Source organism: Bradyrhizobium sp. WBOS08 (assembly GCF_024585125.1).
In the GTDB taxonomy this organism is placed as follows: domain Bacteria; phylum Pseudomonadota; class Alphaproteobacteria; order Rhizobiales; family Xanthobacteraceae; genus Bradyrhizobium; species Bradyrhizobium japonicum_B.
The window spans coordinates 5279405-5303032 of the sequence record NZ_CP028988.1; the positions used below are offsets into that span (position 1 = coordinate 5279405).

The window sequence follows — 23628 nt, forward strand, 5'->3', positions numbered from 1 at the left end:
GCTCCGCCATCCGACCTCTCCCCGCTGGGGAGAGGTAACCCCAAGCTGCCACCAGTGCTGAATTTGAAATAGATCAGCGTCTCAAGCGGGAGGAAACGACAATGGCCACGATCGCATTCATTGGTCTGGGCAACATGGGCGGCCCGATGGCGGCTAACCTCGTCAAGGCCGGCCACAAGGTGGTGGCGTTCGACCTCGTGGAGGCCTCCCGCAATCAGGCCAAGGCCGATGGCGCCGGCATTGCCGACAGTGCATCCGCTGCGGTGAAAGGCGCCGATGTCGTCGTCACCATGCTTCCCGCGGGCAAGCACGTGCTCGGCGTCTGGAGCGAGGTCGTGCCGGCAATGACCAAGGGCGCGCTGATCATCGACAGCTCCACCATCGACGTCGAGAGCGCGAGGGCCGCGCATGTGCTGGCGGCGAAGCACGGCGTGCTTTCGGTCGATGCGCCGGTCTCCGGCGGCACCGGCGGCGCCAAGGGCGCGACGCTCACTTTCATGTGCGGCGGCGAGGAGAAGGCCTTTGCCGCGGCCAAGCCGGTGCTGGAGAACATGGGCAAGAAGATCGTGCATTGCGGCGGCGCCGGCGCCGGCCAGGCGGCAAAAATCTGCAACAACATGATCCTCGGCATCTCCATGATCGCGGTCAGCGAGGCCTTTGCACTCGGTGAGAAGCTCGGCCTTTCGCATCAGGCGCTGTTCGACGTCGCCTCGACCTCCTCGGGCCAGTGCTGGTCGCTGACGACCTATTGCCCGGTGCCGGGCCCGGTGCCGACCTCGCCCGCCAACAACGACTACAAGCCGGGCTTCGCTTCGGCGCTGATGGTGAAGGATCTGACGCTGGCGCAGGATGCCGCCAAGGCTGCCGGCGCAGCCACGCCGCTCGGCAAGCATGCGCAGGAGATCTATCAGTCTTTCGACGCAGCCGGCCAGGGTGGGGTGGATTTTTCCGGAATTATCAAGCACGTTAGGAGTCTGGCCGGGAAAGCTTGATGACGACATTCCAGGAAGCGCGCGCGTTCCTTCTGCAACATCGCACGGATTACGAGACGGCGGTCAAAGACTTCCGTTGGCCGGATCCGGTCCCCTTCAACTGGGCGCTCGACTGGTTCGACGCCGAGCTGGCAACCAATGCGGAGAGCAGGGATCGCCCCGCGCTCTGGATCGTCGATGCCGCACAGGATCGCCAGACAAAGCTGTCCTTCGCAGCGCTCTCCAAGCGCTCCAACCAGGTCGCAAATTTTCTCCGCGCGCAAGGCTTGCAGCGCGGCGATCATCTGCTCTTGCTGCTCGGCAATGTGGTTCCGCTGTGGGAAACCATGCTGGCGGCGATGAAGCTCGGCGTCGTCGTGATTCCCGCGACCACGCTGCTCACGGCGGACGAGCTGCGCGACCGGCTCGATCGCGGCAAGGCCAAGGCAGTGGTTGCCGCCGAGGATCAGGTCGCGAAGTTTGCGAGCCTTGGTGCGGACAACATCGCTCGCATCGCGGTCGGCGCGGCCGCCGACGGTTGGCTGTCATACGATGACGCGGCAAAGGCTTCCGAAAGTTTTGCTGCCGACGGTGTAACCAACGCCGACGACCCGATGCTGCTCTATTTCACCTCAGGCACGACGGCGAAGCCGAAACTCGTCCGGCACAGCCAGCGCAGCTATCCGGTCGGCCATCTCTCGACCATGTACTGGATTGGGCTGAAGCCCGGCGACGTCCATCTCAACATTTCCTCGCCCGGCTGGGCCAAGCACGCCTGGAGCTGCTTCTTCGCGCCGTGGAACGCGGGCGCGACCGTGTTCGTGGTCAACCAGCCGCGCTTCGATGCGAAAGGCCTGCTCGCCACCATCGGCCGCTGCGGCGTCACCACGCTGTGCGCGCCGCCGACGGTGTGGCGGCTGTTCATCCAGGAGAACCTCGCCTCGTTCAAGGTGGCGTTGCGCGAGGTCTGCGGCGCCGGCGAGCCGCTCAATCCTGAAGTGATCGACCAGGTACGGGCTGCCTGGGGCCTCACCATCCGCGACGGCTACGGCCAGACCGAAACTACGGCGCTCGCCGGCAACTCGCCGGGCCAGAAGATCAAGATCGGCTCGATGGGCCGGCCGCTGCCGGGCTATCGCGTGCAGATCAGCGACGCTGACGGTCACCCGGCCAGGGAAGGCGAGGTCACGCTGGTGCTCGGCGCCGATCGCCCCGCCGGCCTGATGCAGGGTTACCAGGGCGACGACGGCAAGCTGTCCGGCGCCGAGGGCGAGCTCTATCGCAGCGGCGACGTCGTGTTCGAGGACGACGAGGGCTATTTCACCTTCGTCGGCCGCTCCGACGACGTGTTCAAGTCGTCCGATTACCGCATCAGCCCGTTCGAGCTCGAGAGCGTGCTGCTCGAGCACGAGCTGGTCGCGGAAGCCGCGGTGGTGCCGAGCCCGGACCCGATCCGGCTCGCCATCCCCAAGGCTTTCGTGCTGCTCACGTCGGGCACGGAGCGGACGCCGGAGACGGCACTCTCCATCTTCAGGCATCTGCATAGCCGGCTGGCTCCGTTCAAGCGTATCCGCCGCCTCGAAATCGTCACCGAGCTGCCGAAGACGATCTCTGGCAAGATCCGTCGCGTGCAGCTACGACGGCTCGAACGCGACGACGATCGCGACGATCCCCTGCGCGGCCGGGAATTCCGCGAGGAGGATTTTCCGGAACTGGTGAAGGCAAGGGGCGAAAGTTAGTGAGATTTCGTCATTCCGGGGCGCGCGAAGCGCGAGCCCGGAATACATTTCGCAGCAGGCTCTGCGGCGCGATGGATTCTCAGATGCGCAATTGCGCATCATAGCTCGATGCTCCGCATCGCCCCGGAATGACGGCACCAGGAGTGACCAAATGAACGAAGTCTGGAAGAAGCCGCCGATTACGCTTCAGGCCTATCAGGCCATGGTCGGCAAGGAGATCGGCGTGTCCTCGTGGCACCTGATCGACCAGCCCCGCATCGACACCTATGCCGACGTGATCGAGGATCACCAGTTCATCCATGTCGATCCGGAACGCGCGAAGAAAGAGACCGCGTTCGGCACCACCATCGCGCACGGTTTCCTGACGATGTCGCTGATGTCGATCATGTCCTACGAGGTGATGCCGGTGATCGCGGGCACCACGATGGGCGTGAACTACGGCTTCGACAGACTGCGCTTCATCTCCCCGGTGCGCGCGGGCAAGCGCGTCCGCGGCCGCTTCGTCCTCGCTGAAGCCAAGCTGCGCAAGCCGAGCGAATTGCAGTCCCGCACCAACGTCACGGTCGAGATCGAAGGCGAGGACAAGCCGGCGCTGGCCGCGGACTGGCTGGGGTTGATCTATTTCGAGTAGTCCCGAGGCCTCGTTGCCGGACTTGACCCGGCCAATTATCGCTGCTCAAAAGCTGACCAAATCCCTCGCGGAGCGCTCTTACCCTCTCCCCCTGTGGGAGAGGGTGGCTTCGCGGAACGCGAAGCCGGGTGAGGGGTCTCTCTCCGCGGACTCGCCTGCCGACACATACCCCTCATCCGGCGCTTGCGCGCCACCTTCTCCCACAAGGGGAGAAGGAAGAAAGGAAACACTCATGGCAATCAGGTTCGACGGACGCGTCGCCATCGTCACCGGCGCGGGCAATGGTCTTGGCAAGGCGCATGCGCTGGGGCTGGCCAGCCGCGGCGCGAAAGTGGTGGTCAACGATTTCGGCGGCGCGCGCGACGGCACCGGCGGTTCGCTGTCGCCAGCCGAAGCCGTGGTCGAGGAAATCCGCAAGGCCGGCGGCACGGCGATGGCCGACGGCGCCGATGTCTCGAACTTCGAGCAGGTCACCGCCATGGTCGAGCGCGCCACCAAGGAATGGGGCAGCGTCGACCTCTTGTGCGCCAATGCCGGCATCCTGCGCGACAAATCGTTCGGCAAGATGGAAGCCGCCGATTTCCAGAAGGTGCTGGACGTGCATCTCGTCGGCACCTTTTATTGCTGCAAGGCGGCCTGGGCCGGCATGCGCGACCGCAATTACGGCCGAATCGTGCTGACCACCTCGTCGTCCGGCCTCTACGGCAATTTCGGCCAGGCCAATTACGGCGCGGCGAAGTCGGGCATGGTCGGCCTGATGAATGTGCTCGCGGAAGAGGGCCGCAAGAACGACATCCGCGTCAACATCATCTCGCCCACCGCGGCGACCCGCATGACCGAGGAGCTGCTGCCGCCGCAGGCGCTGCAGCTGATGAAGCCGAACGCGATCACGCCCGCGGTCGAGTACATGCTGAGCGAGGACGCCCCGACCCGCACCATCATGGGCGCCGGCGCCGGCTCCTTCGCCGTGATCAAGATTTTGGAGAGCGAGGGCATCAACCTGCCGGAGTCCGAATGGACGCCCGACGCCGTCGCCGCGCATTTCGCCGAGATCAGCGACATGTCGAAGGCCAGGGCGCTGACGGGCGCGTTCGAGCAGACGCAGAAATACGTGGCGCAGGCCGCAGCGCGGGCGGGGATCAAGCTCTAACCCTTCGGTCATTCCGGGGCGCGCGTAGCGCGAACCCGGAATCCATCGCTCCTCAGAATCCGCCGCCTGATGGATTCCGGGTTCGCGCCAAGTGGCGCGCCCGGAATGACGAGCGAGGCGTGAGAATCTGCCCTAAACTCCCGCCATGACCTCACCCCATAACGACATCGCCGTCATCGGCGCCGGTCCCGCCGGGCTGATGGCGGCGGAGGTGCTGGCGCAGGGCGGCGCGCGCGTCACCGTCTATGACGCGATGCCGTCCGCGGGCCGCAAATTCCTGATGGCGGGCCGCGGCGGGCTCAATCTCACTCACAGCGAGCCGTTGCCGCAGTTCATGGCGCGCTACCGCGAGGCGGCACCGAATCTGCAAGCGGCGATCGCGGCGTTCTCGCCCGAGGCGCTGCGGGCGTGGAGTGAAGCATTGGGCGAGCCGACCTTCGTCGGCAGCAGCGGCCGGGTGTTTCCGAACGCGTTCAAGGCTTCGCCCTTGCTGCGCGCCTGGCTGCGGCGCCTCGACACCAGCGGGGTGCGGTTTGCCTTCCGGCATCGCTGGACCGGATGGGACGGTGAGGGGCGACTGCTGTTTCGAACGCCCAATGGCGAGGCGGCGGTCGTTGCCGACGCCACGGTCCTCGCGCTCGGCGGCGCGAGCTGGCCGCGGCTCGGCTCGGATGGCGGCTGGGTCGGGCTCCTCGCTGCCAGGGGCGTTGCCATTTCCAGACTGCGGCCCGCCAATTCCGGCTTCACGGTCGCGTGGTCAAACGTGTTCCGCGATCGCTTCGAGGGACAGCCGCTCAAGGGCGTGGCGCTGGCGATCGGTGGGCACACGGTGCGCGGCGAAGCCATGATCACCCGCAGCGGCATCGAAGGCGGGGCGGTCTATGCGCTGTCGGCGGAGCTGCGCGAAGCCGTGCTCGAACTCGGCCATGCGACGTTGACTATCGCATTGCGGCCCGACCTCGATGCCGGCGCGTTGACGACGCGGCTATCGGGCACGCGCGGCAAGCAATCCCTGGCGAATTTCCTGCGCAAGGACGCGCAAGTGTCGCCGGTCGGCATCGGCCTGATGCAGGAGGCCGCCATTGCGTCCGGCCGAACGCTGGCCTCGTTCGCGCCGGCGGAGCTTGCGCAGCTGATCAACGCCATTCCGGTGCAGCTCACAGGCATCGCCCCGATCGAGCGCGCGATCTCGACCGCGGGCGGCATCACCTTCGCCGAGCTCGACGACCGCTTCATGCTGCGCAAATTGCCCGGCGTGTTCGCCGCCGGCGAGATGCTGGACTGGGAAGCACCGACCGGCGGCTACCTGCTGCAGGCCTCGTTCGCGACGGGGCTTGCTGCGGGCAGGGGTGTGCTGGCGTGGCTCGAGAAATCGTAGGGTGGGCAAAGGCGCAGCGCGCCGTGCCCACCATCTCTCGCGGTTACGGCAAGAAAGTCGTGGGCACGCTCCGCTTTGCCCACCCTACGGCAGCCGCTACCGCAGCTTCCCCCGCGCCGCCACGGGCAGCGTGCCGATGATCTCCTCGCCGCGGACCATCACCACCTCGTCCATCATGTTGACGACGACGCAGACATGGTTCGGCACGATGCGGACGACGTCGCCGACATTGGGCCGGGTGTTGCTGCGGGACAGATCGAGGAAGCCGTGCTCCTCGGCGAACTTGGCGATCTTGGCCTCGGGGTGCTCCAGGATCAGGCCGTGGCCGTCGAGGCCGCCGGTATCCGTCGTCAGCGTCTTCGAGCCGGCATCGAGGATGCCGCGCTCGGGCGCGGCGCGGCTCACCACCGTCGAATAGATGTGCAGCGCGCAGTCGTCCCAGGTCGCCGAGCCCGCGGCGACCTGCATGCGGTCGTTGTAGATGTAGGTGCCGAAGCGGTGCTCGGTGCCGCCCTTGAGCTTGCCGATGTTGAGGAGGTTCGGCGTGCCGCCGGTCGAGACGATTTTTGCGTCCAGCCCGTGGGCGCGCACGCCAGCCAGGGCCTCGTCGTAGAATTTCTGCGCGTCGGCCCAGCCGGTCTCGGTCGGGTACAGCATGAAGCCGACGAATTCGAGCCCCTTGGACGCCGCGATCTCGCGCGCCAGCGCGATCGCTTCGGCGGGCGTCTCGACCCCGGCGCGCTTGCGCCCCGTATCGCATTCGACCACGACCGAGAGCGGACGGCCCGATGCAGCGGCTGCCTTCGGCAGGCCGGCGACGACGGTGGAATTGTCGGCGGCCACCGTCATGTTCGCCTTCGCCTGCAGCGCCCCGAGGCGCGCCATCTTCTCGTCGCCGACGAGATTGTAGCTGATCAGGATGTCGTCGATGCCGGCATTGACCATGATCTCGGCCTCGCCGAGCTTCTGGCAGGTGATGCCCTTGGCGCCGGCCGCGATCTGCATCTTGGCGATGGTCGGATTCTTGTGCGTCTTGATGTGCGGACGGTTGGCGATGCCGGCGTCGTCGCAGGCCTTCTGGATCCGCGCGATATTGCGCTCGACCCGGTCCATGTCGATGACGGCGCAGGGCGTGCCGTATTCGCGGGCGATCTTGGCGGCAAGGGGCGTGGTCATGATCTAAGCCTGTTCTATCTCTTCGCGAAGCATTTCCAGTTCGAGCCAGCGCTCTTCGGCAGCAGACAGCTCTTCGTGTGCCTTGGCGATGGCGGCCGACGTATCGTCGAATTTTTTGCGATCCTTCGCATAGAGACTGGGATCGTCGAGCACGCGCTGCAGCTTGGCGATATCGGCCTGCAGCGTCTCCATCTTCTTCGGCAGCGTCTCCAGCGCGTGCTTCTCGTTGAAGCTCAGCTTCCGCTTCGGCGCGGAGGTGGGAGCAGCGGAGCGCTCCTCCTTCTTTTCCGCAGCCGGTTGCGCTTTCGCCGTCTCGCGCTTAAGGTCTGCACCCCGCTGGCTCAGCATGTCGCTGTAGCCGCCGGCATATTCGGTCCACTTGCCGTTGCCCTCGGGCGCGATCACGGAAGTGACGACGCGGTCGAGGAAGTCGCGGTCGTGGCTGATCAGGATGACGGTGCCTTCGTAGTCGCCGAGCATCTCCTCGAGCACATCGAGCGTTTCGAGATCGAGGTCGTTGGTCGGCTCGTCCAGCACCAGGAGGTTCGAAGGCTTGGCCAGCGCGCGAGCCAGCATCAAGCGGCCACGCTCGCCGCCGGAGAGCACCTCCACCGGCGTGCCGCGCTGCTCCTGCGCGAACAGGAAATCCTTCATGTAGCCGACCACGTGCTTCGGCTTGCCGCCGACCATGATTTGGTCGCCGCGGCCGCCGGTCAGGGCCTCCGCCAGTGTCGACTTGGGGTCGAGGCTTTCGCGGTGCTGATCGAGCGTCGCTACCTCCAGATTGGCGCCGAGACGTATCGTCCCGGAATCCGGCTGCATGCCGCCCGTGAGCAAATTGACCAGCGTGGTCTTGCCGGCGCCGTTCGGCCCGATGATGCCGAGGCGGTCGCCGCGCTGGATGCGGGTCGAAAAATTGTCGACGATCTTGCGCTCGCCATAGGCCTTGGTGATGCCCTTCGCCTCGATCACCAGCTTGCCGGATTGCTCGGCTTCGCTGGCTGCGAGACTGGCGGTGCCGGCCGTGCCGCGATAATTGCGACGCTGGTCGCGTAGCGCGTGCAAATTGGCGAGGCGCTTGACGTTGCGCTTGCGCCGGCCGGAGACGCCGTGGCGCAGCCAGTGCTCCTCGTCGACGATCTTGCGGTCGAGCTTGTGCTGGTCGCGCTCTTCCTCCGCCAGCACCTCGTCGCGCCAGCTCTCGAACGAGGCAAAGCCGCGGTCGATCTGCTTGATCCGGCCGCGGTCGAGCCAGGCGGTCGATCGCGAGAGATTGGTCAGGAAGCGGCGGTCGTGGCTGATGATCACCAGCGCACTGCGGCGGCCGTCGAGCTCGCGTTCCAGCCATTCAATGGTGGCGAGATCGAGATGGTTGGTCGGCTCGTCCAGCAGCAGAATGTCGGGCGAGGGCGCCAGCACATAGGCCAGTGCCGCACGGCGGGCCTCTCCGCCGGAAAGATCGTGCGGGTTCTCCTCACCGGTGAGGCCGAGCTGCTCCAGGAGATAGCGCGCCTGATGCTGGTCGTCGCCGGGTGCGAGCCCGGACTCGACGTAAGCAAGCGTGGTCTTGTGCGCGCCGAAATCAGGCTCCTGCGGCAGATAGCGCACGGTGGCGCCGGGCTGCACGAAGCGCGTGCCGCCGTCCGGCTCGACGAGGCCGGCCGCGATCTTCAGCAGCGTCGATTTGCCGGAGCCGTTGCGGCCGATCAGGCAGACCCGCTCGGATGGCGCGACGTTGAGCTCGACGCCCGACAGCAGCGGCGTGCCGCCGAAGGTCAGCCTGATATCCTTGAGTTGGATCAGCGGCGGCGCCATGGTCAGCCCTGACTGGTTGCGGCTGCATCAGCGCGACGTCGCGCGATCCGCCGCAGCGTCTGGTCGAGCGCCGAGAGGAAGGCGGAGCGGTCGCGCGGCGCGAACGATCTGGGGCCGCCCGTGACCTCGCCGGCCGAGCGCAGATCGGTCATCAGATTGCGCACCGCCAACGTCATCCCGATTGATTCTTCGGTGAACGGCTTGCCGTTCGGCGCGAGCACGTCGGCGCCGGCCTTGACGCAGCGGCTCGCCAGCGGAATGTCCGAGGTCACCACGACGTCGCCGGGGCGGGCGCGCTCCGCGATCCAGTCGTCGGCCGCGTCCATGCCGCTCCCTGCGGCAATGCGCTCGATCAGCGGGTCCTGCGGCACACGGATGAAATTGCCGGCGACCACGCTGACGGGCACGCCGTGCCGGAGCGCCACGCGGTAGATCTCGTCCTTCACCGGACAGGCGTCGGCATCGACATAGATGCGGGTGGGGGTGTCGGTCATTCGCCGCGTGGTACCCCATTCGGGCCGCAAAGGCGAGGGGATTGACCGCTGTTCCCCGGGGCCTACGATCGGCCCTGAAGCAACAAGAAATATGGGGAACGCCAGCCATGCCGAACCGGCTCGAAACCTACCGCGTCGAGGCCTACAACACCGCCAAGCAGTCCGAGAACAAGATGCATGACGACAAGGTGGCGCAGCGCTTCGGCTTTTCCGGCGGGCTGGTGCCGGGCGTCGACGTCTTCGCCTACATGATGCACGTGCCGATCGCGCGCTGGGGGCGCGATTTCCTGGCGCGCGGGCTGGTCGAGGCGCGCTTCATCAAGCCGGTCTATGACGGCGAGACCGCCGATGTCGACGCCACCGAGCACGAGGGCTTGCTGACCATCGAGGTGTTCAGCCGTACCGAGCTCTGCGCGACCGGGACGGCCTCGCTGCCGGCGTCCGCGCCGGCGGTGTCGCTGGACGACTATGTCGCAGTGCCCGTGGCGGCCGAGCGCAAGCCGGTCGGTCCCGCGACGTTCGAGACGGGCAAATGGCTGGGCACGGCGCCGCGCCGCTGGATTGGGCGGGACGCGGCGGATTATCTCACTGACATCAGGGAGAGCGATCCGATGTTCGCGCGCGAGGGGCTGGGCCATCCCGGCCTGATCCAGCGCGTGATGAACCGCGTGCTGGTCGACAACACCATCCTGGGCCCCTGGATCCACGTCGGCAGCCGGATGCAGCTGCTGTCGGCCGCACGCGCCGGCGACGAGATCACCGCGCGGGCGAAGGTCACCGCGAATTACGAGAAGAAGGGCCACCGCTTCGTCGAGCTCGACGCGCTGGTCGTCGCCAACGGTACCACGCCGCTGGCGCATTGCCAGCACACCGCGATCTACCAGCCGCGCGAGCAGGCGGCGGCGTAGCGAAGGCCGGGCAAGGCGACGCCAGTCGCGCCAAAGGCAGTGTCATGCCCCGGCTTGTCCGGGGCATCCAGTACGCCGCGGCCTCTCGCTTCCAGCCGCGCAATCTCTGGAATACTGGATCGTCCGCCTTCGCGGACGATGACAGTTGTGGGTGTGGAGGCGGCGAGCGTCCCTCCGGCAGCTCCTACGCCGCCTTACTCTTCGCCTCCTGGATCGAGCGCCATACCCGCTCCGGGGTCAGCGGCATGTCGATGTGCTTGATGCCGTACTCCGACAGCGCATCGATCACCGCGTTCACCACCGTCGACAGGCTGCCGGCGCAGCCGGCTTCGCCGCAGCCCTTGCTGCCGAGCGGGTTGGTGGTGGCGGGGACCGGATGATCGCCGATCGTCATGTTCGGGACGTCCTCGGCGCGGGGCAGGGCGTAGTCCATCAGCGAGCCCGTGATCGGCTGGCCGCTGTCGTCGTAGCGGATCTGCTCCATCAGCGCCTGGCCGATGCCCTGCACGACGCCGCCATGGAGCTGGCCCGCGACCAGCATCGGGTTGATCACCGTGCCGAAATCGTTGACCGCGCTGTAGCGCACGATCTGCACCACGCCGGTGTCCGGATCGATCTCGACCTCGGCGACGTGGCAGCCGTTCGGGAACGCCGAGGCGATCGGCTCGCTGGTGTGATCGACGTCGAGGCTGTCGGGCACGCCCTCGGGCACCTTGCCGTCGTGCAAGCGCTTGGCGAGCTCCATGATGTCGATGCTGCGATCGGTGCCGGCGATCGTGAACCTGCCGCCTTCGAACTCGATGTCAGCCTCCGACGCTTCGAGCAGGTGCGCCGCCGCGCGCTTGCCTTTCTCGATGACGAGCTTGGCAGCGCCTACGATGGCCTGGCCGCTGGCCATGATCGAGCGAGATCCGCCGGTGCCGTTGCCGGTGTGGACGATGTCGCTGTCGCCCTGCACCAGCTTGATGTTGTCGAAGGGGACGCCGAGCTGCGCGCTCAGTACCTGTGCGAACGGGGTGGCATGGCCCTGGCCGTAATCGAGCGTCCCGGTGATGAGCTGCACGGTGCCGTCAGCATCGAATACGATCTTGCCGAGTTCGGGGCTCGGCGGCGCCGTGACCTCGAGGTAGGAGCCGACCGCGATGCCGCGCAGCTTGCCAGCCTTCCTGCTCTCCTTCTTGCGCTTGGCGAAGTTCTCGTGGTCGGAGATCTCGAGCGCCTTGTTGAACACGGCCTGGAAGTCGCCGCTGTCGTAGGTGACGCCGGAGGAGGCCGCGAACGGGATCTGGCTCGGCTTGATGAAGTTGCGCTTGCGCAAGGTCAGCCGGTTGATGCCCATCTCGTCGGCGGCGCGGTCGATCAGCCGTTCCATGTAATAATTGGCCTCGGGTCGGCCGGCGCCGCGATAGGCGCCCATCAGCGTGGTGTTGGTCAGCACCACCTTGATGTCGACCGCCATCAGCGGCGTGCGATAGACGCTGGAAAAATTCTTGCCGGTGTTGAGCGAGAGCGGTCCCGGCGCGACGCCGGTGATGTAGGCGCCGACATTGCCGTAGCCGGACAGCCTGGCGGCGAGGAAATGCCCTTCGGCATCGAGCGCGAGCTCAGCGTGGATCTTCTGCGCGCGGCCGTGGCTGTCGGAGAGGAAGGCGGTCGATCGCTCGTCGAGCCATTTCACCGGCCGGCCCAGCGCCTTCGCCGCATACAGGATGCACATGTATTCGGGATAATTGATGTTCTTCATGCCGAAGGAGCCGCCGACATTGGCGGTGAGGATGCGCACCTTCTCGTTCGGCACTTTGAGGTTCTTGGCGAGATTGGCGCGGTTACCGGCCACGCCCTGCGTCGGCACCTGCAGCGTGTAGCGCTCGGTTGTCTTGTCGTAGGAGGCCAGCCCGACGCGCGGCTCCATCGAGACCACGGCGACGCGGGTGTTCTCGATGTCGATCCTGGTGACGTGGGCAGCGCTGGCGAAGGCCGCGTTGACCTTGTCGGCGTCGCCGTAATGATAGTCGAGCACGACGTTATCAGGGATGTGCTCATAGAGCTGCGGCGCGCCGGGCTTGGCGGCTTCCTCGGGGTCGGTCACCGCCGGCAGCGGCTCGACCTCGAGCTCGACCGCCTCGGCGGCATCGCGGGCCTGCGCCAGCGTCTCCGCCACCACGAAGGCTACGGGATCGCCGACGAAGCGGACCTTGTCGGTCGCCAGCGGCTGGCGGTTGGTCTGCAGCAGGGGCGACCCGTCGCGGCTCTTCAGGGGAAGGCCACAGGTGAAGGGGCCGTAGCCGGCGGCGTCGAGATCCTTGCCGGTCCACACGCCCAGCACGCCGGGCATCGCCCTGGCGGCATCGATCCCGATGCCGCGGATGAGGCCATGGGCGTGGGTGGAACGAACCACCACGGCATAGGCCTGGCCGGGCAGGTTGAAATCGTCGGTATAGCGGCCCTTGCCGCGCACCAGCGTGTCGTCCTCCTTGCGGCGGACAGGCTGTCCGACGCCATATTTTTGCAGTGCAATAGCGTTCTCGAGCGTGGAGGATTTGGTGTGTTCTTGCATGGAATTGACCTGAAAAGCCGGCATTTGCGCATTTTCGCGGCAGCATGGCACCGGACTCATCTGAGATAACCCACGACCCCGTTCACGACAACGCACGAATGGGCATGGTCCCATGTGATGCGTTGTTGCGCATACCCGCCGCGCTGCTAATGTTTCAGGCGAAAAAGCAATTCCAGACCGGCCCGACCGGCCGCGGAAAGACAGTTTGTATGAATGACCACACGCGGCTCCGCGACGGCCATGCGCCGCACGGCGAGCTGGAGCGGTCGATGGCGGCAGTGGCGTTGGCCACCGAACCGGCGGCAGGCGCACAGGCGTCGGGAACCGGCGTCTATGCGGCGCTGGACCTCGGCACCAACAATTGCAGGCTGCTGATCGCCTGTCCGACCCAGGACGGCTTTCGTGTCGTCGATTCCTTCTCGCGCATCATCCGGCTCGGGGAGGGTGTCTCGGCGACCGGTTGCATCAGCGAGGCCGCGATCGAGCGCGCCATCGCCGCGCTCAGTATCTGCCGCGACAAGATCAACCTGCGCAAGGCGCGCCGGCTGCGGCTGATCGCAACGGAGGCCTGCCGCGCGGCCTCGAACGCCGAGGGGTTCCGCAGCCGCGTGGCGGCCGAGACCGGCATCGAGCTGGAGGTGATCGACCGCGAGACCGAGGCCGCGCTGGCGGTGCTCGGCTGCTCGCCGCTGGTCGACCCGAGGGGGCGCGGCGCTATCCTGTTCGACATCGGCGGCGGCTCGACCGAGCTGGTGCGGATCGAGCGCGACCCGGAAAATCCGGAGCCGCGCATCAAGGCCTGGATGTCGATCCCCTATGGCGTGGTCACGCTCGCCGAGCAGTTCGGCGGACGCGACGTGACGCCGGAGATCTACGCTGCGATGGAGCAGGAGGTCGCAAACCATGTCGCGCCGTTCGCGGAGGAGCACGGCGGCGATCTCGCCGACATGCACCTGCTCGGCACCTCGGGCACGGTGACGACGCTCGCCGGCATCCATCTCAACCTCGCGCGCTACGACCGCCGCCGCATCGATAGCATCTGGATGAACGATGCCGACATCACCGCGACCATCAACAAGCTGCTCGGCATGAGCTACGAGGAGCGCGCGTCCAACAATTGCATCAGCGTCGAGCGCGCCGATCTCGTGCTCGCCGGTTGCGCCATCCTCGATGCGATCAGGCGCGCCTTTCCGCTGCCGCGCCTGCGCGTCGCCGACCGGGGCCTGCGCGAAGGCATGCTGGTCGAGATGATGCGCGAGGACGGCGCGCTCAGGAGCTGGTGAGATGGCCAAGGACACCACCGGCCGCTTGCATGTCCAGGTCAAGACCGGCGGCAAGCGCAAGCTCTCGTCCAAGCTCTGGCTGGAGCGGCAGCTCAACGATCCCTATGTCGCCAAGGCCAAGGCCGCGGGCTATCGCTCGCGCGCCGCGTTCAAGCTGTTAGAGATCGATGACAAGTATCGGCTGTTGAAACCCGGCATGGCCGTGGTCGATCTCGGCGCGGCGCCTGGCGGCTGGAGCCAGATCGCCGCCAAGCGCGTCGGCTCCACGGAAGGCAAGGGCAAGGTCGTCGCGATCGATCTCTTGGAGATGCCCGAGATTCCCGGCGTCGATTTCGCGCAGCTGGACTTCATGGACAACGACGCGCCCGAAAAGCTCACCGCGATGCTGGGCGGCGGCGCCGACGTCGTGATGTCCGACATGGCCGCCAACACCACCGGCCACCGCAAGACCGACCAGCTGCGCATCGTCGGCCTGGTCGAGACCGCGGCCGCGTTTGCCTGCGACGTGCTCAAGCCCGGCGGTGCGTTCCTGGCCAAGACCTTCCAGAGCGGCGCCGACGCCGACCTGCTCGCCCAGCTCAAGCGCGACTTCGCGAGCGTGCGCCATGTCAAGCCGGCGGCGAGCCGGCAGGATTCCTCGGAACGCTACGTGCTGGCCACGGGATTTCGCGGCGGGACTGCCTGAGCCAATCTTTACTGTCGTCCCGGACAAGTGCAGCTCCGGACAACGCGTAGCGGTGTCTGGAGCGTAGCGCTGATCCGGGACCCATATCTACCCCAGCCGCTGGTCCCGCACGTCCTGCGTATCTTCGCTGGCCGCCTTGACGGCCGCCTTTTCCGCGCCCTTGCCGGCGCCCTTGCGGCTCGCGATCTCCACGGCCTTGCGACCGGAGATCTCGTGGCCGGCGTCCGCCGGCATCTGCCAGAAGAACCAGCTCGACGCCGCCGAGGCCAGCGCGACCACGACGAAGGCCGGCGCAAAGACGGTGGCGTTGATCTCGCTGACATGGCTGAACCACATCGTGGTCTCGACGCAGGCCGCGCCGACGGCGACGCCGGCCGAGATCGCCAGCTGCTGGTTGACGCTGACCAGCGTCGTGGCGCGGCTCATCTGTGCGGTCTCGACGTCGGCATAGGCGACCGTGTTGATCGCAGTGAACTCCAGCGAGCGGAAGAAGCCGCCGACCACCAGGATGACCATGATGATGAGCAGCGGCGTCGTCACCGTGAACAGCGCGCAGACGGCGAGGAAGAATGCGCTGACGATCGCGTTCACCGTCATCAGATTGCGGAAGCCGAAGGTGCGGATGATGCGCGCCGCCAGCGTCTTCATGCCCATTGCGCCGAGCGAGGAGGCGAAGGTGACGAGGCCGGAATGGAACGGGGAGAGGCCGAAGCCGATCTGCATCAGGAGCGGCAGCAGGAACGGCAGCGCGCCGATGCCGAGCCGGAACAGGAAGCCGCCGAACACGGCCGCGCGCAGGGTCGGCAGCCGCAGCAGCGAGAAGTCCAGCACCGGTGACCCCGTGCGCCGGGCGTGCAGGACATACAGCGTCATCGAGATCGCGCCGCCCACGACCAGCGCCGCGACGGTGCTCCACGGCAGCAGGTTCAGTCCGGCCACCGAGAGCCCGAAGGCGATGCCGGCAAGCCCGATTCCCGCGAGCACCATGCCGTAGAGATCGAACGGCTCCTGGGTCTCGCTCTTGATGGGATCGATGAAGCGCAGCGCCATGAAGATGCCGAGCAGCCCGATCGGGATGTTGATCAGGAAGATCCAGTGCCAGGACGCGTAGGTGGTGATGAAGCCGCCGAGCGGTGGGCCGATCACGGGACCTATCAGGGCAGGCACCGTCACCCAGGCCATGGCGTTGACCAATGCGCTCTTGTCGACCGACCGAAGCAGCACGAGGCGCCCGACCGGCGTCATCATCGCGCCGCCCATGCCTTGCAGGATGCGTGCGAACACGAAATCGGTGACGGAGGTCGAGAGCGCGCAGCCGACCGAGCCGACCATGAACACCCCGACCGCGATCGCGAACACCATGCGTGCGCCGAACCGGTCGGCAGTCCAGCCGCTCGCCGGAATGAACACCGCCAGCGACAGCAGATAAGAGGTGATCGCGAGCTTGAGCGTCAGCGGACTGGTGCCGATGTCGGCCGCGATCGCCGGCAGCGAGGTGGCGATCACCGTCGAGTCCATGTTCTCCATGAAGAGAGCAGTGGCGACGATCAGCGGAATGACGCGTTGCTTGTCGACCATGACGGATTGGTAATGATCGGAGGGAAGGGCTGCTTTGCGGCTTAACACCAACGATTGGCCGGGACCATTGCGCATCGACGCATGGTACCTAAATCCTGCGAGAGGGGCATCGCTTTGTGGGATCATTGGGCTTGCCGAATTTATCGCATTATGCGATATTTCCGACGTGAAGGAGATCGAATTCACTTCCGCCGCCGTCCGCCAATGGCGCAAGCTTACGGCCGCCACGCGCGCCCAGATCGATCTTAAGCTGCAGGCCTTTGCGCAGTCCGGCGGGGGTGACGTCAAGGCGCTGAAGGGCGCGCCGGGCATGCGGCTCCGCGCCGGCGATTGGCGCGTGCTCTTCACGGTGAAAGGCAACACGATTACAATTCATGCGGTCGGGCACCGCCGTGAAATCTACGACTGAGAGGACGTCATGGCCAAAACCGTCACCGCGAAGAGCAGCGTTCAGTTCATTCGAACGCCAGGAGGCGACGATCTCGCAATTCTGCCGCGTAACGAATATGACCGACTGATCGCCCTTGCAGCGGAAGTGCAGGAAGACGCTTCGGCAAGCCGCATTGTCCGAAACTCCGTACGCGCCGTGAAGGAAGGGCGCGAGGTGGTGCTGCCAAAGGCGGTCGTTGATCGTCTTGCGGATGGAGAGAATGCAATCCGGGTAATTCGCGAGTGGCGCGGCATGATCCAGGGCGAACTGGCCATAGCGGCAGGTATCAGCCAGAATTATCTCTCCGAGATCGAGAACGGACGGCGCAAAGGGCCTGCTGAGCTCCAGAAGAAATTTGCGCGGGCTTTGGGGGTTCCGATCGACCTGCTGATAGACTGAGGCGTGGGCCGGCCATCGATGCTGCCCCCTTGGGCCACGCCGGATGGACCAAAAAACCCCTGTGCATGGCTGGCCGGCGGTCCGAATTGCTTTGATTCGTCGCGCGGCCGTGCTATCGACCCGCGTCAACCCCACCGATGGGCTCCGATTCTCAAGGCGATGCCGCAAGGTACGCCGAGGGCGGCGCTCATCCATTAGCATTTGCGGCAGGGCCGCAGGAAGGAGTTGGCAAATGGCCACGGTGCAACTTCAGGGCATCCGCGAAGCCTTTACGTTCGACGACGTGCTGCTGAAGCCGGGCCTGTCGGACGTCATGCCGGGCGAGGTCGACATCCGCTCCCGCGTCACCCGCGCCATTCCGCTCAACATCCCGATCATGGCCTCGGCCATGGACACCGTCACCGAGGCGCGCATGGCGATCGCGATGGCGCAGGCCGGCGGCCTCGGCGTCATCCACCGCAATTTCGACCCTGAAGGGCAGGCGGCACAGGTCCGGCAGGTCAAGCGCTACGAGTCCGGCATGGTGGTGAACCCGCTCACCATCAGCCCCGAGGCCACGCTCGACGACGCGCTGAAGCTGATGAGCGATCACGGCATCTCCGGCATTCCCGTCGTCACCGGCGCCGGCAAGAACATTCCGGGCAAGCTGGTCGGCATTCTCACCAACCGCGACGTGCGCTTTGCGACCAATCGTCAGCAAAAGATCTCCGAGCTGATGACGCACGAAAACCTCGTCACGGTCCGTGAGAACGTCAGCCAGGACGAGGCGCGGCGGATGCTGCACCAGCATCGCATCGAGAAGCTGCTCGTCGTCGACGAGCAATATCGCTGCGTCGGCCTGATCACCGTTAAGGACATGGAGAAGGCGGTTGCTCATCCGCTCGCCTGCAAGGATGCGCAGGGGCGCCTGCGCGTCGCCGCCGCGACCACTGTCGGCGATACCGGCTTCGAGCGCACCGAGCGCCTGATCGATGCCGGCGTCGACCTCGTCGTCGTCGACACTGCGCACGGCCATTCCCGCCACGTGCTGCATGCGGTGAACCGCATCAAGCGCCTGTCCAACTCGGTGCAGGTCGTCGCCGGCAACGTCGCTACCACGGAAGGCGCGCAGGCGCTGATCGATGCCGGCGCGGATTGCATCAAGGTCGGCATCGGCCCGGGCTCGATCTGCACCACGCGCATCGTCGCCGGCGTCGGCGTTCCCCAGCTCACTGCGATCATGGATGCGGTGGAAGCGGCGAAGAAGGCCGACATCCCCGTCATCGCCGACGGCGGCATCAAGTTCTCCGGAGACCTCGCCAAGGCGCTCGCCGCCGGCGCCGACATCGCCATGGTGGGCTCGCTGCTCGCCGGCACCGACGAGACGCCGGGTGAAGTCTTCCTGTGGCAGGGCCGTTCCTACAAGGCCTATCGCGGCATGGGCTCGGTCGGCGCGATGGCGCGCGGATCGGCCGACCGCTACTTCCAGCAGGACATCAAGGACACGCTCAAGCTCGTGCCTGAAGGCATCGAGGGCCAGGTGCCCTACAAGGGCGCGGTCGGCCACGTCATGCACCAGCTCGCCGGCGGCCTGCGCGCTGCGATGGGCTATGTCGGTGCAAAGGACATGAAGGAGCTGCACGACAAGGCCCAGTTCGTCCGCATCACCGGTGCGGGCCTGCGCGAAAGCCACGTCCACGACGTCACGATCACGCGCGAGAGCCCGAATTATCCGGGCGGAGGTTAGTCTCTCTCCGCTCTCGTGCCCCGGACGCAGCGCAGCACCACTTCGGTGATGCGCTGCAGAGCCGGGGCCCATCGCCGGACTTGGTCGTGTCTCGAGATCTGGGACCTGCTCTGCGCAGCAACGTTTCACGTTGCCGCGCGTCCGGGACACGAGAGCCGTGATGAAGCGTCATCATGCTCCGCCGCTTTTGTATTGACGCGGCGAGTTGCCTCCGCTTCCGTCCCCGTCGAAAGACAATTCGGAGGAAGCCATGTCCCAAGCTCAGCACAGTGCCAAACGCATCGTTCTCGCCGCGCGTCCCGTCGGCGAACCCAAGCCGTCTGATTTTCGCCTGGAGGAATTCGCAGTTCCGACACCCGGGCAGGGCGAAGTTCTGCTGCGCACGATCTGGCTGTCGCTCGATCCCTATATGCGCGGGCGCATGAGCGAGGGGCCGTCCTACGCTGCGCCGGTGCCGGTCGGCGGGGTGATGGAAGGCGAGGCGGTCAGCGAGGTTGCGGCGTCCAACAATCCCGATTTCGCGGTCGGCGACATCGTGCGCACTCGTTCCGGCTGGCAGACCCATGCGATCTCGAACGGCAAGGGCCTGATCAAGGTCGATCCCAGGCTCGGCCCGATCTCGACCTCGATCGGCGTGCTCGGGATGCCCGGCATGACCGCCTATACGGGCCTGCTCGACATCGGCAAGCCGCAACCGGGCGAGACCGTCGTCGTCGCCGGCGCCTCCGGTGCAGTCGGCTCGGCGGTCGGCCAGATCGCGAAGATCAAGGGCGCACGCGCTGTCGGCATCGCCGGCGGCAAGGACAAGTGCGACTACGTGGTCAGGGAGCTCGGCTTCGATGCCTGCATCGATCACCGCGATCCCGACCTCGCCGCCAAGCTGAAGGACGCCTGCCCGAAAGGCATTGACGTCTATTTCGAGAATGTCGGCGGCGCCGTGTTCGAGGCGGTGTTCCCGCAGCTCAACCCGTTCGCCCGCGTGCCGGTCTGCGGCCTGATCGCCCATTACAACGACACCGAGGCCAAGCCGCCGAAATGGGCCGGCGCGATGATGCGCAACATCCTCACCAAGCGGCTGACCTTCCGCGGCTTCATCGTGTCCGACTTCGCCGCACGCCATGGCGACTTCCTGCGCGACATGTCCGGCTGGGTCCGCGACGGCAAGGTCAAGTACAAGGAGTTCGTCACCGAGGGCCTGGAGAGCGCGCCCGGCGCCTTCATCGGCCTGCTGAAGGGCGCCAATTTCGGCAAGCAGCTGGTCCGGGTCGGGCCGGACAAAGCCTGAGGCGAGTGCTCCCGAACCCACGTCGGCCGCCCCTGCGCTTAGGGCCGGGCGGCCGACGACGGCTGCAAAATCCGATTGGCAAACGCGGAAATGCTACTACCATAGGGTTAGCAATTGGGTCCTGCGATATGAGGTTGCGGGCATGCGGCGGCGCGATGTGCTTGCCGGCGGACTTGTCTGGGGGCAGTTGCTGGCGGCTCGAAGGGTCCTAGCGCAGCCTGCGGCCTCCACGCGCGGCGCTGTGGTGATCGGGGTCAACAAGACCGGCAACTTGCCCGTGCTGAGAGCGGCCGTCTCGGGCGCAAAGTCGATCGCACAATGGCTTACGACGGAAGGTTTCGAGGTCAAGCTGATCACGGATGAGGTCACGCCGGTCACTGGCGTAGCGCTCAAGGCGGCCGTGACGGAGTTCGTCAATCGCGGCACGCTGACACAGCTCGTGATCTACTTTTCCGGTCATGGAATTGCGTTTGGCAACAACGAGTTCTGGTTGTTGAGCGGAGCTCCGGACGATGTCAACGAGGCGGTCAGCCTGACGGAATGCGTGGCGCTTGCCGGGCGTAGCGCCGTATCAAACGTCGTGATCATCTGCGATGCCTGCCGGTCCAATTCGGACTTCGACAGCTCGCTGCTGCATGGAACGGTGATTTTCCCGCTTGGAAGCTACATCCCCGGGCGTCCCTCTCCGGAGGTCGATCGTTTCTTCAGCACCCGCCCCGGCGCGCCGTCCTATGAATTGCGGCAGAAGGCGGCCGATGAGTTCCAGGGCATCTTCACCGAGACTTTTCTCGATGCCTTCCGCAAGCCTCGACCCGATATGGTGTCGACGGTCGGGGGCGTGAGCGTGGTCTCGAACCGGAAGCTCAAAACGTTCCTGCTCGACGAGGTGCCGCAGCGGCTACGCGTACACAATGCGAGTCTCGCGCAATATCCCGATGCGCGTATCGAATCCCCTGACAGTGCCTATCTGGGACGCGTGCGCGGATCGGTGACGGCGGCGGTCGACCAGCCGCGAGATGTGACGCTGGTCGACGTTGCCGCCCATCAATTCAATCGCACCGCGGTTGGAGCGCTTGCGTCGTTGCGAAAGATCGATTCCGTCAGAGAGCTGGAGGTCGCTTCGAGCACCGGCTTCAACGCGGCCCAGCAATCCTTGATTGTGGCGAAGCAGCCGGCCACGACCTTCAATGCACCGACCGGATTCTCGGTGACCGGCGTCCAATTGCGCGAGGCATGGCTGGCTGGCGGCAGGCAGGCGCAGATCGTTGCACCCGGCAACGGTACCGACCAGTCCGGCCTCGTGAACATTCCCGTCCAGGATGGTTCTCCAATGACGGCCGCCCTGGTGTTTGCGGACGGCAGCGGGACCGTGCTTGCCGCATTGCCCGGCTTCATAGGGTCGCTCACCGTCCGCAATGGCGGTGTGGCGGACGTCACGTATGCCCCGTCGCCAACAAGCCGGCGATGGAGCGAGTACAAGGAGGCCGGACCCCGCCTCGATCACCTGCGGGCGCTGATGGCGACGTCGGCCCAGTACGGCGTGCTCCGCATCGAAGGCGACCGGCAAACGCGCTCGGCGGCGGCCTCGAGACTTGCCGATCAGATTCGTGTGCTGAAGGGAATTGATCCGACGCTCGGAATTTACGCCGCCTATGCTTACGCTGATGCCAATCTGCCGCAGCAGGTCGCCTCGGTGCGGTCTTTCATGGCGGGTGACCTCGAAGGCGAGCTGTTCGATCTTGCGCTGTTGGCCGACGTACTGTCGGACAGCAGGATATCCGAGCGCGCCGTGCCATTCTGCCCGATGTTCTCGCAGGGCTGGCAGCTCATCCGCACTCGCAAAGTGGTGCTTCGGGAGCAGGTCCTGCGGGCCAGGGACAGCCTGCGGTCGTCGCTCTGGACCACGTTCGGTCCCCCTGGAATGAAATTGATGCTGGAAGCCCTGGCCACCGCCGGCCGCTGATCGTGCGCGGCCAAACGCGGCCGAACACGGGTGCCGGACGCGAAAGGAAGAGCGATGCGTCGTCGTGAAGTTCTTGCGGGTGCGGCCGGCCTGATGTCGCTGATCGCGACCGGGGGCCGTGCGGATCCGTTTCCTGTACGTCTCGTGTTGGTACATGGTCGTTCGCAACAGGGGCTGGACCCTGTCGAGTTGCAATCGATCTGGATGGAGACGCTGAAGCGCGGCGCGGCCAAGATCAATCGTACCGTCCCCGACAATCTTGAAGTGGCATTTCCCTATTACGGCGATCGTCTGGACGAACTTGCGCGCGAGGCGCAGGTGCCTCTGACCGACGATATCCAGGCGCGCGGCAGCGCGGTCGATGACGATTTCCTGAGGTTTCAGGCTTCCGTCGCGGAGTCGATCCGCAGCAAGGCCGGCATCACGGATGCCCAGGTGCAGCAGGAGTTCGGCAACAACCCGACTGCACGAGGTCCGCAGAATTGGGCATGGGTGCAGGCGATCATCCGCACGATCGATCGGTTCGGGGGCGGGCTGAGCCAGTCCGGGATCGAGCGCCTGATGCGAGACGTATTTCTCTATACGACGCGGTCAGGCGTCCGCGACCAGATCGACCGCATCGTCGGTGCCGGCTTCGATGAGCGGCCCTGCGTGGTGGTCGGGCATTCGCTGGGGTCGGTCGTAGCCTACAATGTTATGCGGACCGACCGACGTACGCTGAACGTGCGTGCATATGTCACGGTGGGCTCGCCGCTGGGTATCAGGGCCATCCGCGACCAGCTCCGGCCGATCGGTTTTCCGGCGCCTGCCAAAGCCTGGTACAATGCGTTCGACCCCAAGGACGTGGTCGCGCTCTATCCGCTCGATGGCGCGAACTTCCCGGTCACGCCCGCCATCGAGAACTATGCGAACGTCCGCAACGGGACAGACAACCGCCACGGCATCGTGGGCTACCTGGACGATCCCATGGTTGCGCGGCACGTTCTCGACGCGCTGGGCTCCTGAACTCCCATAAAAGCCCGACCGCAGGTCCTCAATGGTTAACAAAGAGTCACCAAATGGCCACACCTGCCCGCAAAAGCCGCAGGTGTGACCGGCGGTTCATTGACGGGTCCGCGAAGGCATTGAATCATCGCGCATATTTTGGGTGTTGCGATGTTAGAGATCAGTGTTTTCTGCGTTATCCTGCTGGCGGCCGGCTATTGGACGACCATGTTCATCATGGGCCGTCGCGACGACGTCATCCATGGCAAGTTCGTGCATGCCGACGAGGAGGGCGATCTGACCCGTTCCACGATGCCGGCACCGCCACCATTCCCGAAGCGCCCGGTCAAGGCTGCGCAGCCTGTCTGGCAACCGCCTGCCGACGATGTCGCGGCCAAGCCGGTGAACAGCGAGGCGCTGCAATCCTTGCTCGCCGCGATCCAGCAGGACCTCAAGAGCGTCGCTTAAACCGCCAA

The 23628-nt window shown here is 65.8% G+C and carries 20 protein-coding genes; 15 read left to right on the plus strand and 5 right to left on the minus strand.

Going from position 1 to position 23628, the window contains the following annotated elements; genetic code table 11:
- Positions 1-68 precede the first annotated feature (68 nt).
- The 5 genes from mmsB to DCM80_RS24685 all read left to right on the plus strand — a co-directional run bounded on the left by mmsB (position 69) and on the right by DCM80_RS24685 (position 5869).
- On the plus strand, positions 69-992 hold the full coding sequence (gene mmsB / locus DCM80_RS24665; protein ID WP_257198037.1) for a 3-hydroxyisobutyrate dehydrogenase: 924 nt from the start codon (positions 69-71) through the stop codon (positions 990-992).
- Entirely contained in the window at positions 992-2710 is a 1719-nt protein-coding gene (locus tag DCM80_RS24670) for an AMP-binding protein (RefSeq protein ID WP_257194117.1), read from the plus strand. The genes mmsB and DCM80_RS24670 overlap by 1 nt, the downstream gene beginning before the upstream one ends.
- 151 nt (positions 2711-2861) lie before the next feature.
- Entirely contained in the window at positions 2862-3341 is a 480-nt protein-coding gene (locus tag DCM80_RS24675) for a MaoC family dehydratase (RefSeq protein WP_257194118.1), read from the plus strand.
- A gap of 232 nt (positions 3342-3573) precedes the next feature.
- The gene (locus DCM80_RS24680; RefSeq protein ID WP_257177870.1) at positions 3574-4491 is read left to right on the plus strand and encodes an SDR family NAD(P)-dependent oxidoreductase; all 918 of its coding nucleotides are present in this window, start codon (positions 3574-3576) and stop codon (positions 4489-4491) included.
- Between the two features lie 145 nt (positions 4492-4636).
- Positions 4637-5869 carry a TIGR03862 family flavoprotein gene (locus DCM80_RS24685; protein WP_257194119.1) on the plus strand — a complete coding sequence of 411 codons (1233 nt, stop codon included), beginning with the start codon at positions 4637-4639 and terminating at the stop codon, positions 5867-5869.
- Positions 5870-5965: 96 nt separating this feature from the next.
- Here DCM80_RS24685 and DCM80_RS24690 read toward each other — a convergent pair whose 3' ends face one another.
- The 3 genes from DCM80_RS24690 to DCM80_RS24700 are packed head-to-tail and all read right to left on the minus strand — an operon-like array spanning position 5966 to position 9354.
- On the minus strand, positions 5966-7045 hold the full coding sequence (locus tag DCM80_RS24690; protein WP_257194120.1) for a D-TA family PLP-dependent enzyme: 1080 nt from the start codon (positions 7043-7045) through the stop codon (positions 5966-5968).
- A 3-nt stretch (positions 7046-7048) separates the two neighbouring features.
- On the minus strand, positions 7049-8860 hold the full coding sequence (locus DCM80_RS24695) for an ABC-F family ATP-binding cassette domain-containing protein (RefSeq protein WP_257194121.1): 1812 nt from the start codon (positions 8858-8860) through the stop codon (positions 7049-7051).
- Positions 8861-8862: 2 nt separating this feature from the next.
- Positions 8863-9354, minus strand: coding sequence for a YaiI/YqxD family protein (locus DCM80_RS24700; protein ID WP_257194122.1), 492 nt, complete (start codon positions 9352-9354; stop codon positions 8863-8865).
- 107 nt (positions 9355-9461) lie between these two features.
- Between DCM80_RS24700 and DCM80_RS24705 the strand changes: the two genes are divergently transcribed.
- The gene (locus DCM80_RS24705) at positions 9462-10262 is read left to right on the plus strand and encodes a hypothetical protein (RefSeq protein WP_257194123.1); all 801 of its coding nucleotides are present in this window, start codon (positions 9462-9464) and stop codon (positions 10260-10262) included.
- 184 nt (positions 10263-10446) lie between these two features.
- On the opposite strand, the gene DCM80_RS24710 is transcribed toward DCM80_RS24705, so the two are convergent.
- Entirely contained in the window at positions 10447-12819 is a 2373-nt protein-coding gene (locus DCM80_RS24710) for a xanthine dehydrogenase family protein molybdopterin-binding subunit (protein ID WP_257194124.1), read from the minus strand.
- A 209-nt stretch (positions 12820-13028) separates the two neighbouring features.
- On the opposite strand from DCM80_RS24710, the gene DCM80_RS24715 reads away from it, so the two are divergent.
- The gene (locus DCM80_RS24715) at positions 13029-14102 is read left to right on the plus strand and encodes a Ppx/GppA phosphatase family protein (protein WP_257194125.1); all 1074 of its coding nucleotides are present in this window, start codon (positions 13029-13031) and stop codon (positions 14100-14102) included.
- A gap of 1 nt (position 14103) precedes the next feature.
- Entirely contained in the window at positions 14104-14787 is a 684-nt protein-coding gene (locus tag DCM80_RS24720; protein ID WP_257194126.1) for an RlmE family RNA methyltransferase, read from the plus strand.
- Between the two features lie 87 nt (positions 14788-14874).
- Here the strand turns inward: DCM80_RS24720 and DCM80_RS24725 are convergent, their stop codons facing one another.
- Positions 14875-16365: an MFS transporter gene (locus DCM80_RS24725; RefSeq protein ID WP_257194127.1), complete on the minus strand. Its 1491-nt coding sequence runs from the start codon at positions 16363-16365 to the stop codon at positions 14875-14877.
- A 166-nt stretch (positions 16366-16531) separates the two neighbouring features.
- Between DCM80_RS24725 and DCM80_RS24730 the strand changes: the two genes are divergently transcribed.
- The 7 genes from DCM80_RS24730 (at position 16532) to DCM80_RS24760 (ending at position 23620) form a co-directional block, all read left to right on the plus strand.
- A complete protein-coding gene (locus DCM80_RS24730; RefSeq protein WP_257194128.1) occupies positions 16532-16774 on the plus strand; it encodes a type II toxin-antitoxin system RelE/ParE family toxin in 243 nt (80 codons plus the stop codon).
- A 9-nt stretch (positions 16775-16783) separates the two neighbouring features.
- Entirely contained in the window at positions 16784-17194 is a 411-nt protein-coding gene (locus tag DCM80_RS24735) for a helix-turn-helix transcriptional regulator (RefSeq protein ID WP_257194129.1), read from the plus strand.
- Positions 17195-17426: 232 nt separating this feature from the next.
- Positions 17427-18920, plus strand: coding sequence for an IMP dehydrogenase (gene guaB, locus DCM80_RS24740; RefSeq protein WP_028135815.1), 1494 nt, complete (start codon positions 17427-17429; stop codon positions 18918-18920).
- A 250-nt stretch (positions 18921-19170) separates the two neighbouring features.
- Positions 19171-20205: an NADP-dependent oxidoreductase gene (locus DCM80_RS24745; RefSeq protein WP_257194130.1), complete on the plus strand. Its 1035-nt coding sequence runs from the start codon at positions 19171-19173 to the stop codon at positions 20203-20205.
- 142 nt (positions 20206-20347) lie between these two features.
- Positions 20348-22168 carry a caspase family protein gene (locus DCM80_RS24750; protein ID WP_257194131.1) on the plus strand — a complete coding sequence of 607 codons (1821 nt, stop codon included), beginning with the start codon at positions 20348-20350 and terminating at the stop codon, positions 22166-22168.
- 54 nt (positions 22169-22222) lie between these two features.
- Positions 22223-23173 carry an alpha/beta hydrolase gene (locus tag DCM80_RS24755; RefSeq protein ID WP_257194132.1) on the plus strand — a complete coding sequence of 317 codons (951 nt, stop codon included), beginning with the start codon at positions 22223-22225 and terminating at the stop codon, positions 23171-23173.
- A gap of 150 nt (positions 23174-23323) precedes the next feature.
- Positions 23324-23620: a hypothetical protein gene (locus tag DCM80_RS24760; protein ID WP_257194133.1), complete on the plus strand. Its 297-nt coding sequence runs from the start codon at positions 23324-23326 to the stop codon at positions 23618-23620.
- Positions 23621-23628: the final 8 nt, after the last annotated feature.

Bases quoted from the DNA above. Each gene is read 5' to 3' on its own strand.
- DCM80_RS24715 (WP_257194125.1), top strand. From the start codon at position 13,029: ATGAATGACCACACGCGGCTCCGCGACGGCCATGCGCCGCACGGCGAG.
- DCM80_RS24750 (WP_257194131.1), top strand. From the start codon at position 20,348: ATGCGGCGGCGCGATGTGCTTGCCGGCGGACTTGTCTGGGGGCAGTTG.
- DCM80_RS24695 (WP_257194121.1), bottom strand. From the start codon at position 8,860: ATGGCGCCGCCGCTGATCCAACTCAAGGATATCAGGCTGACCTTCGGC.
- DCM80_RS24760 (WP_257194133.1), top strand. From the start codon at position 23,324: ATGTTAGAGATCAGTGTTTTCTGCGTTATCCTGCTGGCGGCCGGCTAT.
- DCM80_RS24720 (WP_257194126.1), top strand. From the start codon at position 14,104: ATGGCCAAGGACACCACCGGCCGCTTGCATGTCCAGGTCAAGACCGGC.
- DCM80_RS24705 (WP_257194123.1), top strand. From the start codon at position 9,462: ATGCCGAACCGGCTCGAAACCTACCGCGTCGAGGCCTACAACACCGCC.
- DCM80_RS24700 (WP_257194122.1), bottom strand. From the start codon at position 9,354: ATGACCGACACCCCCACCCGCATCTATGTCGATGCCGACGCCTGTCCG.
- DCM80_RS24710 (WP_257194124.1), bottom strand. From the start codon at position 12,819: ATGCAAGAACACACCAAATCCTCCACGCTCGAGAACGCTATTGCACTG.
- DCM80_RS24670 (WP_257194117.1), top strand. From the start codon at position 992: ATGACGACATTCCAGGAAGCGCGCGCGTTCCTTCTGCAACATCGCACG.
- DCM80_RS24745 (WP_257194130.1), top strand. From the start codon at position 19,171: ATGTCCCAAGCTCAGCACAGTGCCAAACGCATCGTTCTCGCCGCGCGT.
- guaB (WP_028135815.1), top strand. From the start codon at position 17,427: ATGGCCACGGTGCAACTTCAGGGCATCCGCGAAGCCTTTACGTTCGAC.
- DCM80_RS24725 (WP_257194127.1), bottom strand. From the start codon at position 16,365: ATGGTCGACAAGCAACGCGTCATTCCGCTGATCGTCGCCACTGCTCTC.
- DCM80_RS24735 (WP_257194129.1), top strand. From the start codon at position 16,784: ATGGCCAAAACCGTCACCGCGAAGAGCAGCGTTCAGTTCATTCGAACG.
- DCM80_RS24690 (WP_257194120.1), bottom strand. From the start codon at position 7,045: ATGACCACGCCCCTTGCCGCCAAGATCGCCCGCGAATACGGCACGCCC.
- DCM80_RS24675 (WP_257194118.1), top strand. From the start codon at position 2,862: ATGAACGAAGTCTGGAAGAAGCCGCCGATTACGCTTCAGGCCTATCAG.
- DCM80_RS24685 (WP_257194119.1), top strand. From the start codon at position 4,637: ATGACCTCACCCCATAACGACATCGCCGTCATCGGCGCCGGTCCCGCC.
- DCM80_RS24755 (WP_257194132.1), top strand. From the start codon at position 22,223: ATGCGTCGTCGTGAAGTTCTTGCGGGTGCGGCCGGCCTGATGTCGCTG.
- DCM80_RS24680 (WP_257177870.1), top strand. From the start codon at position 3,574: ATGGCAATCAGGTTCGACGGACGCGTCGCCATCGTCACCGGCGCGGGC.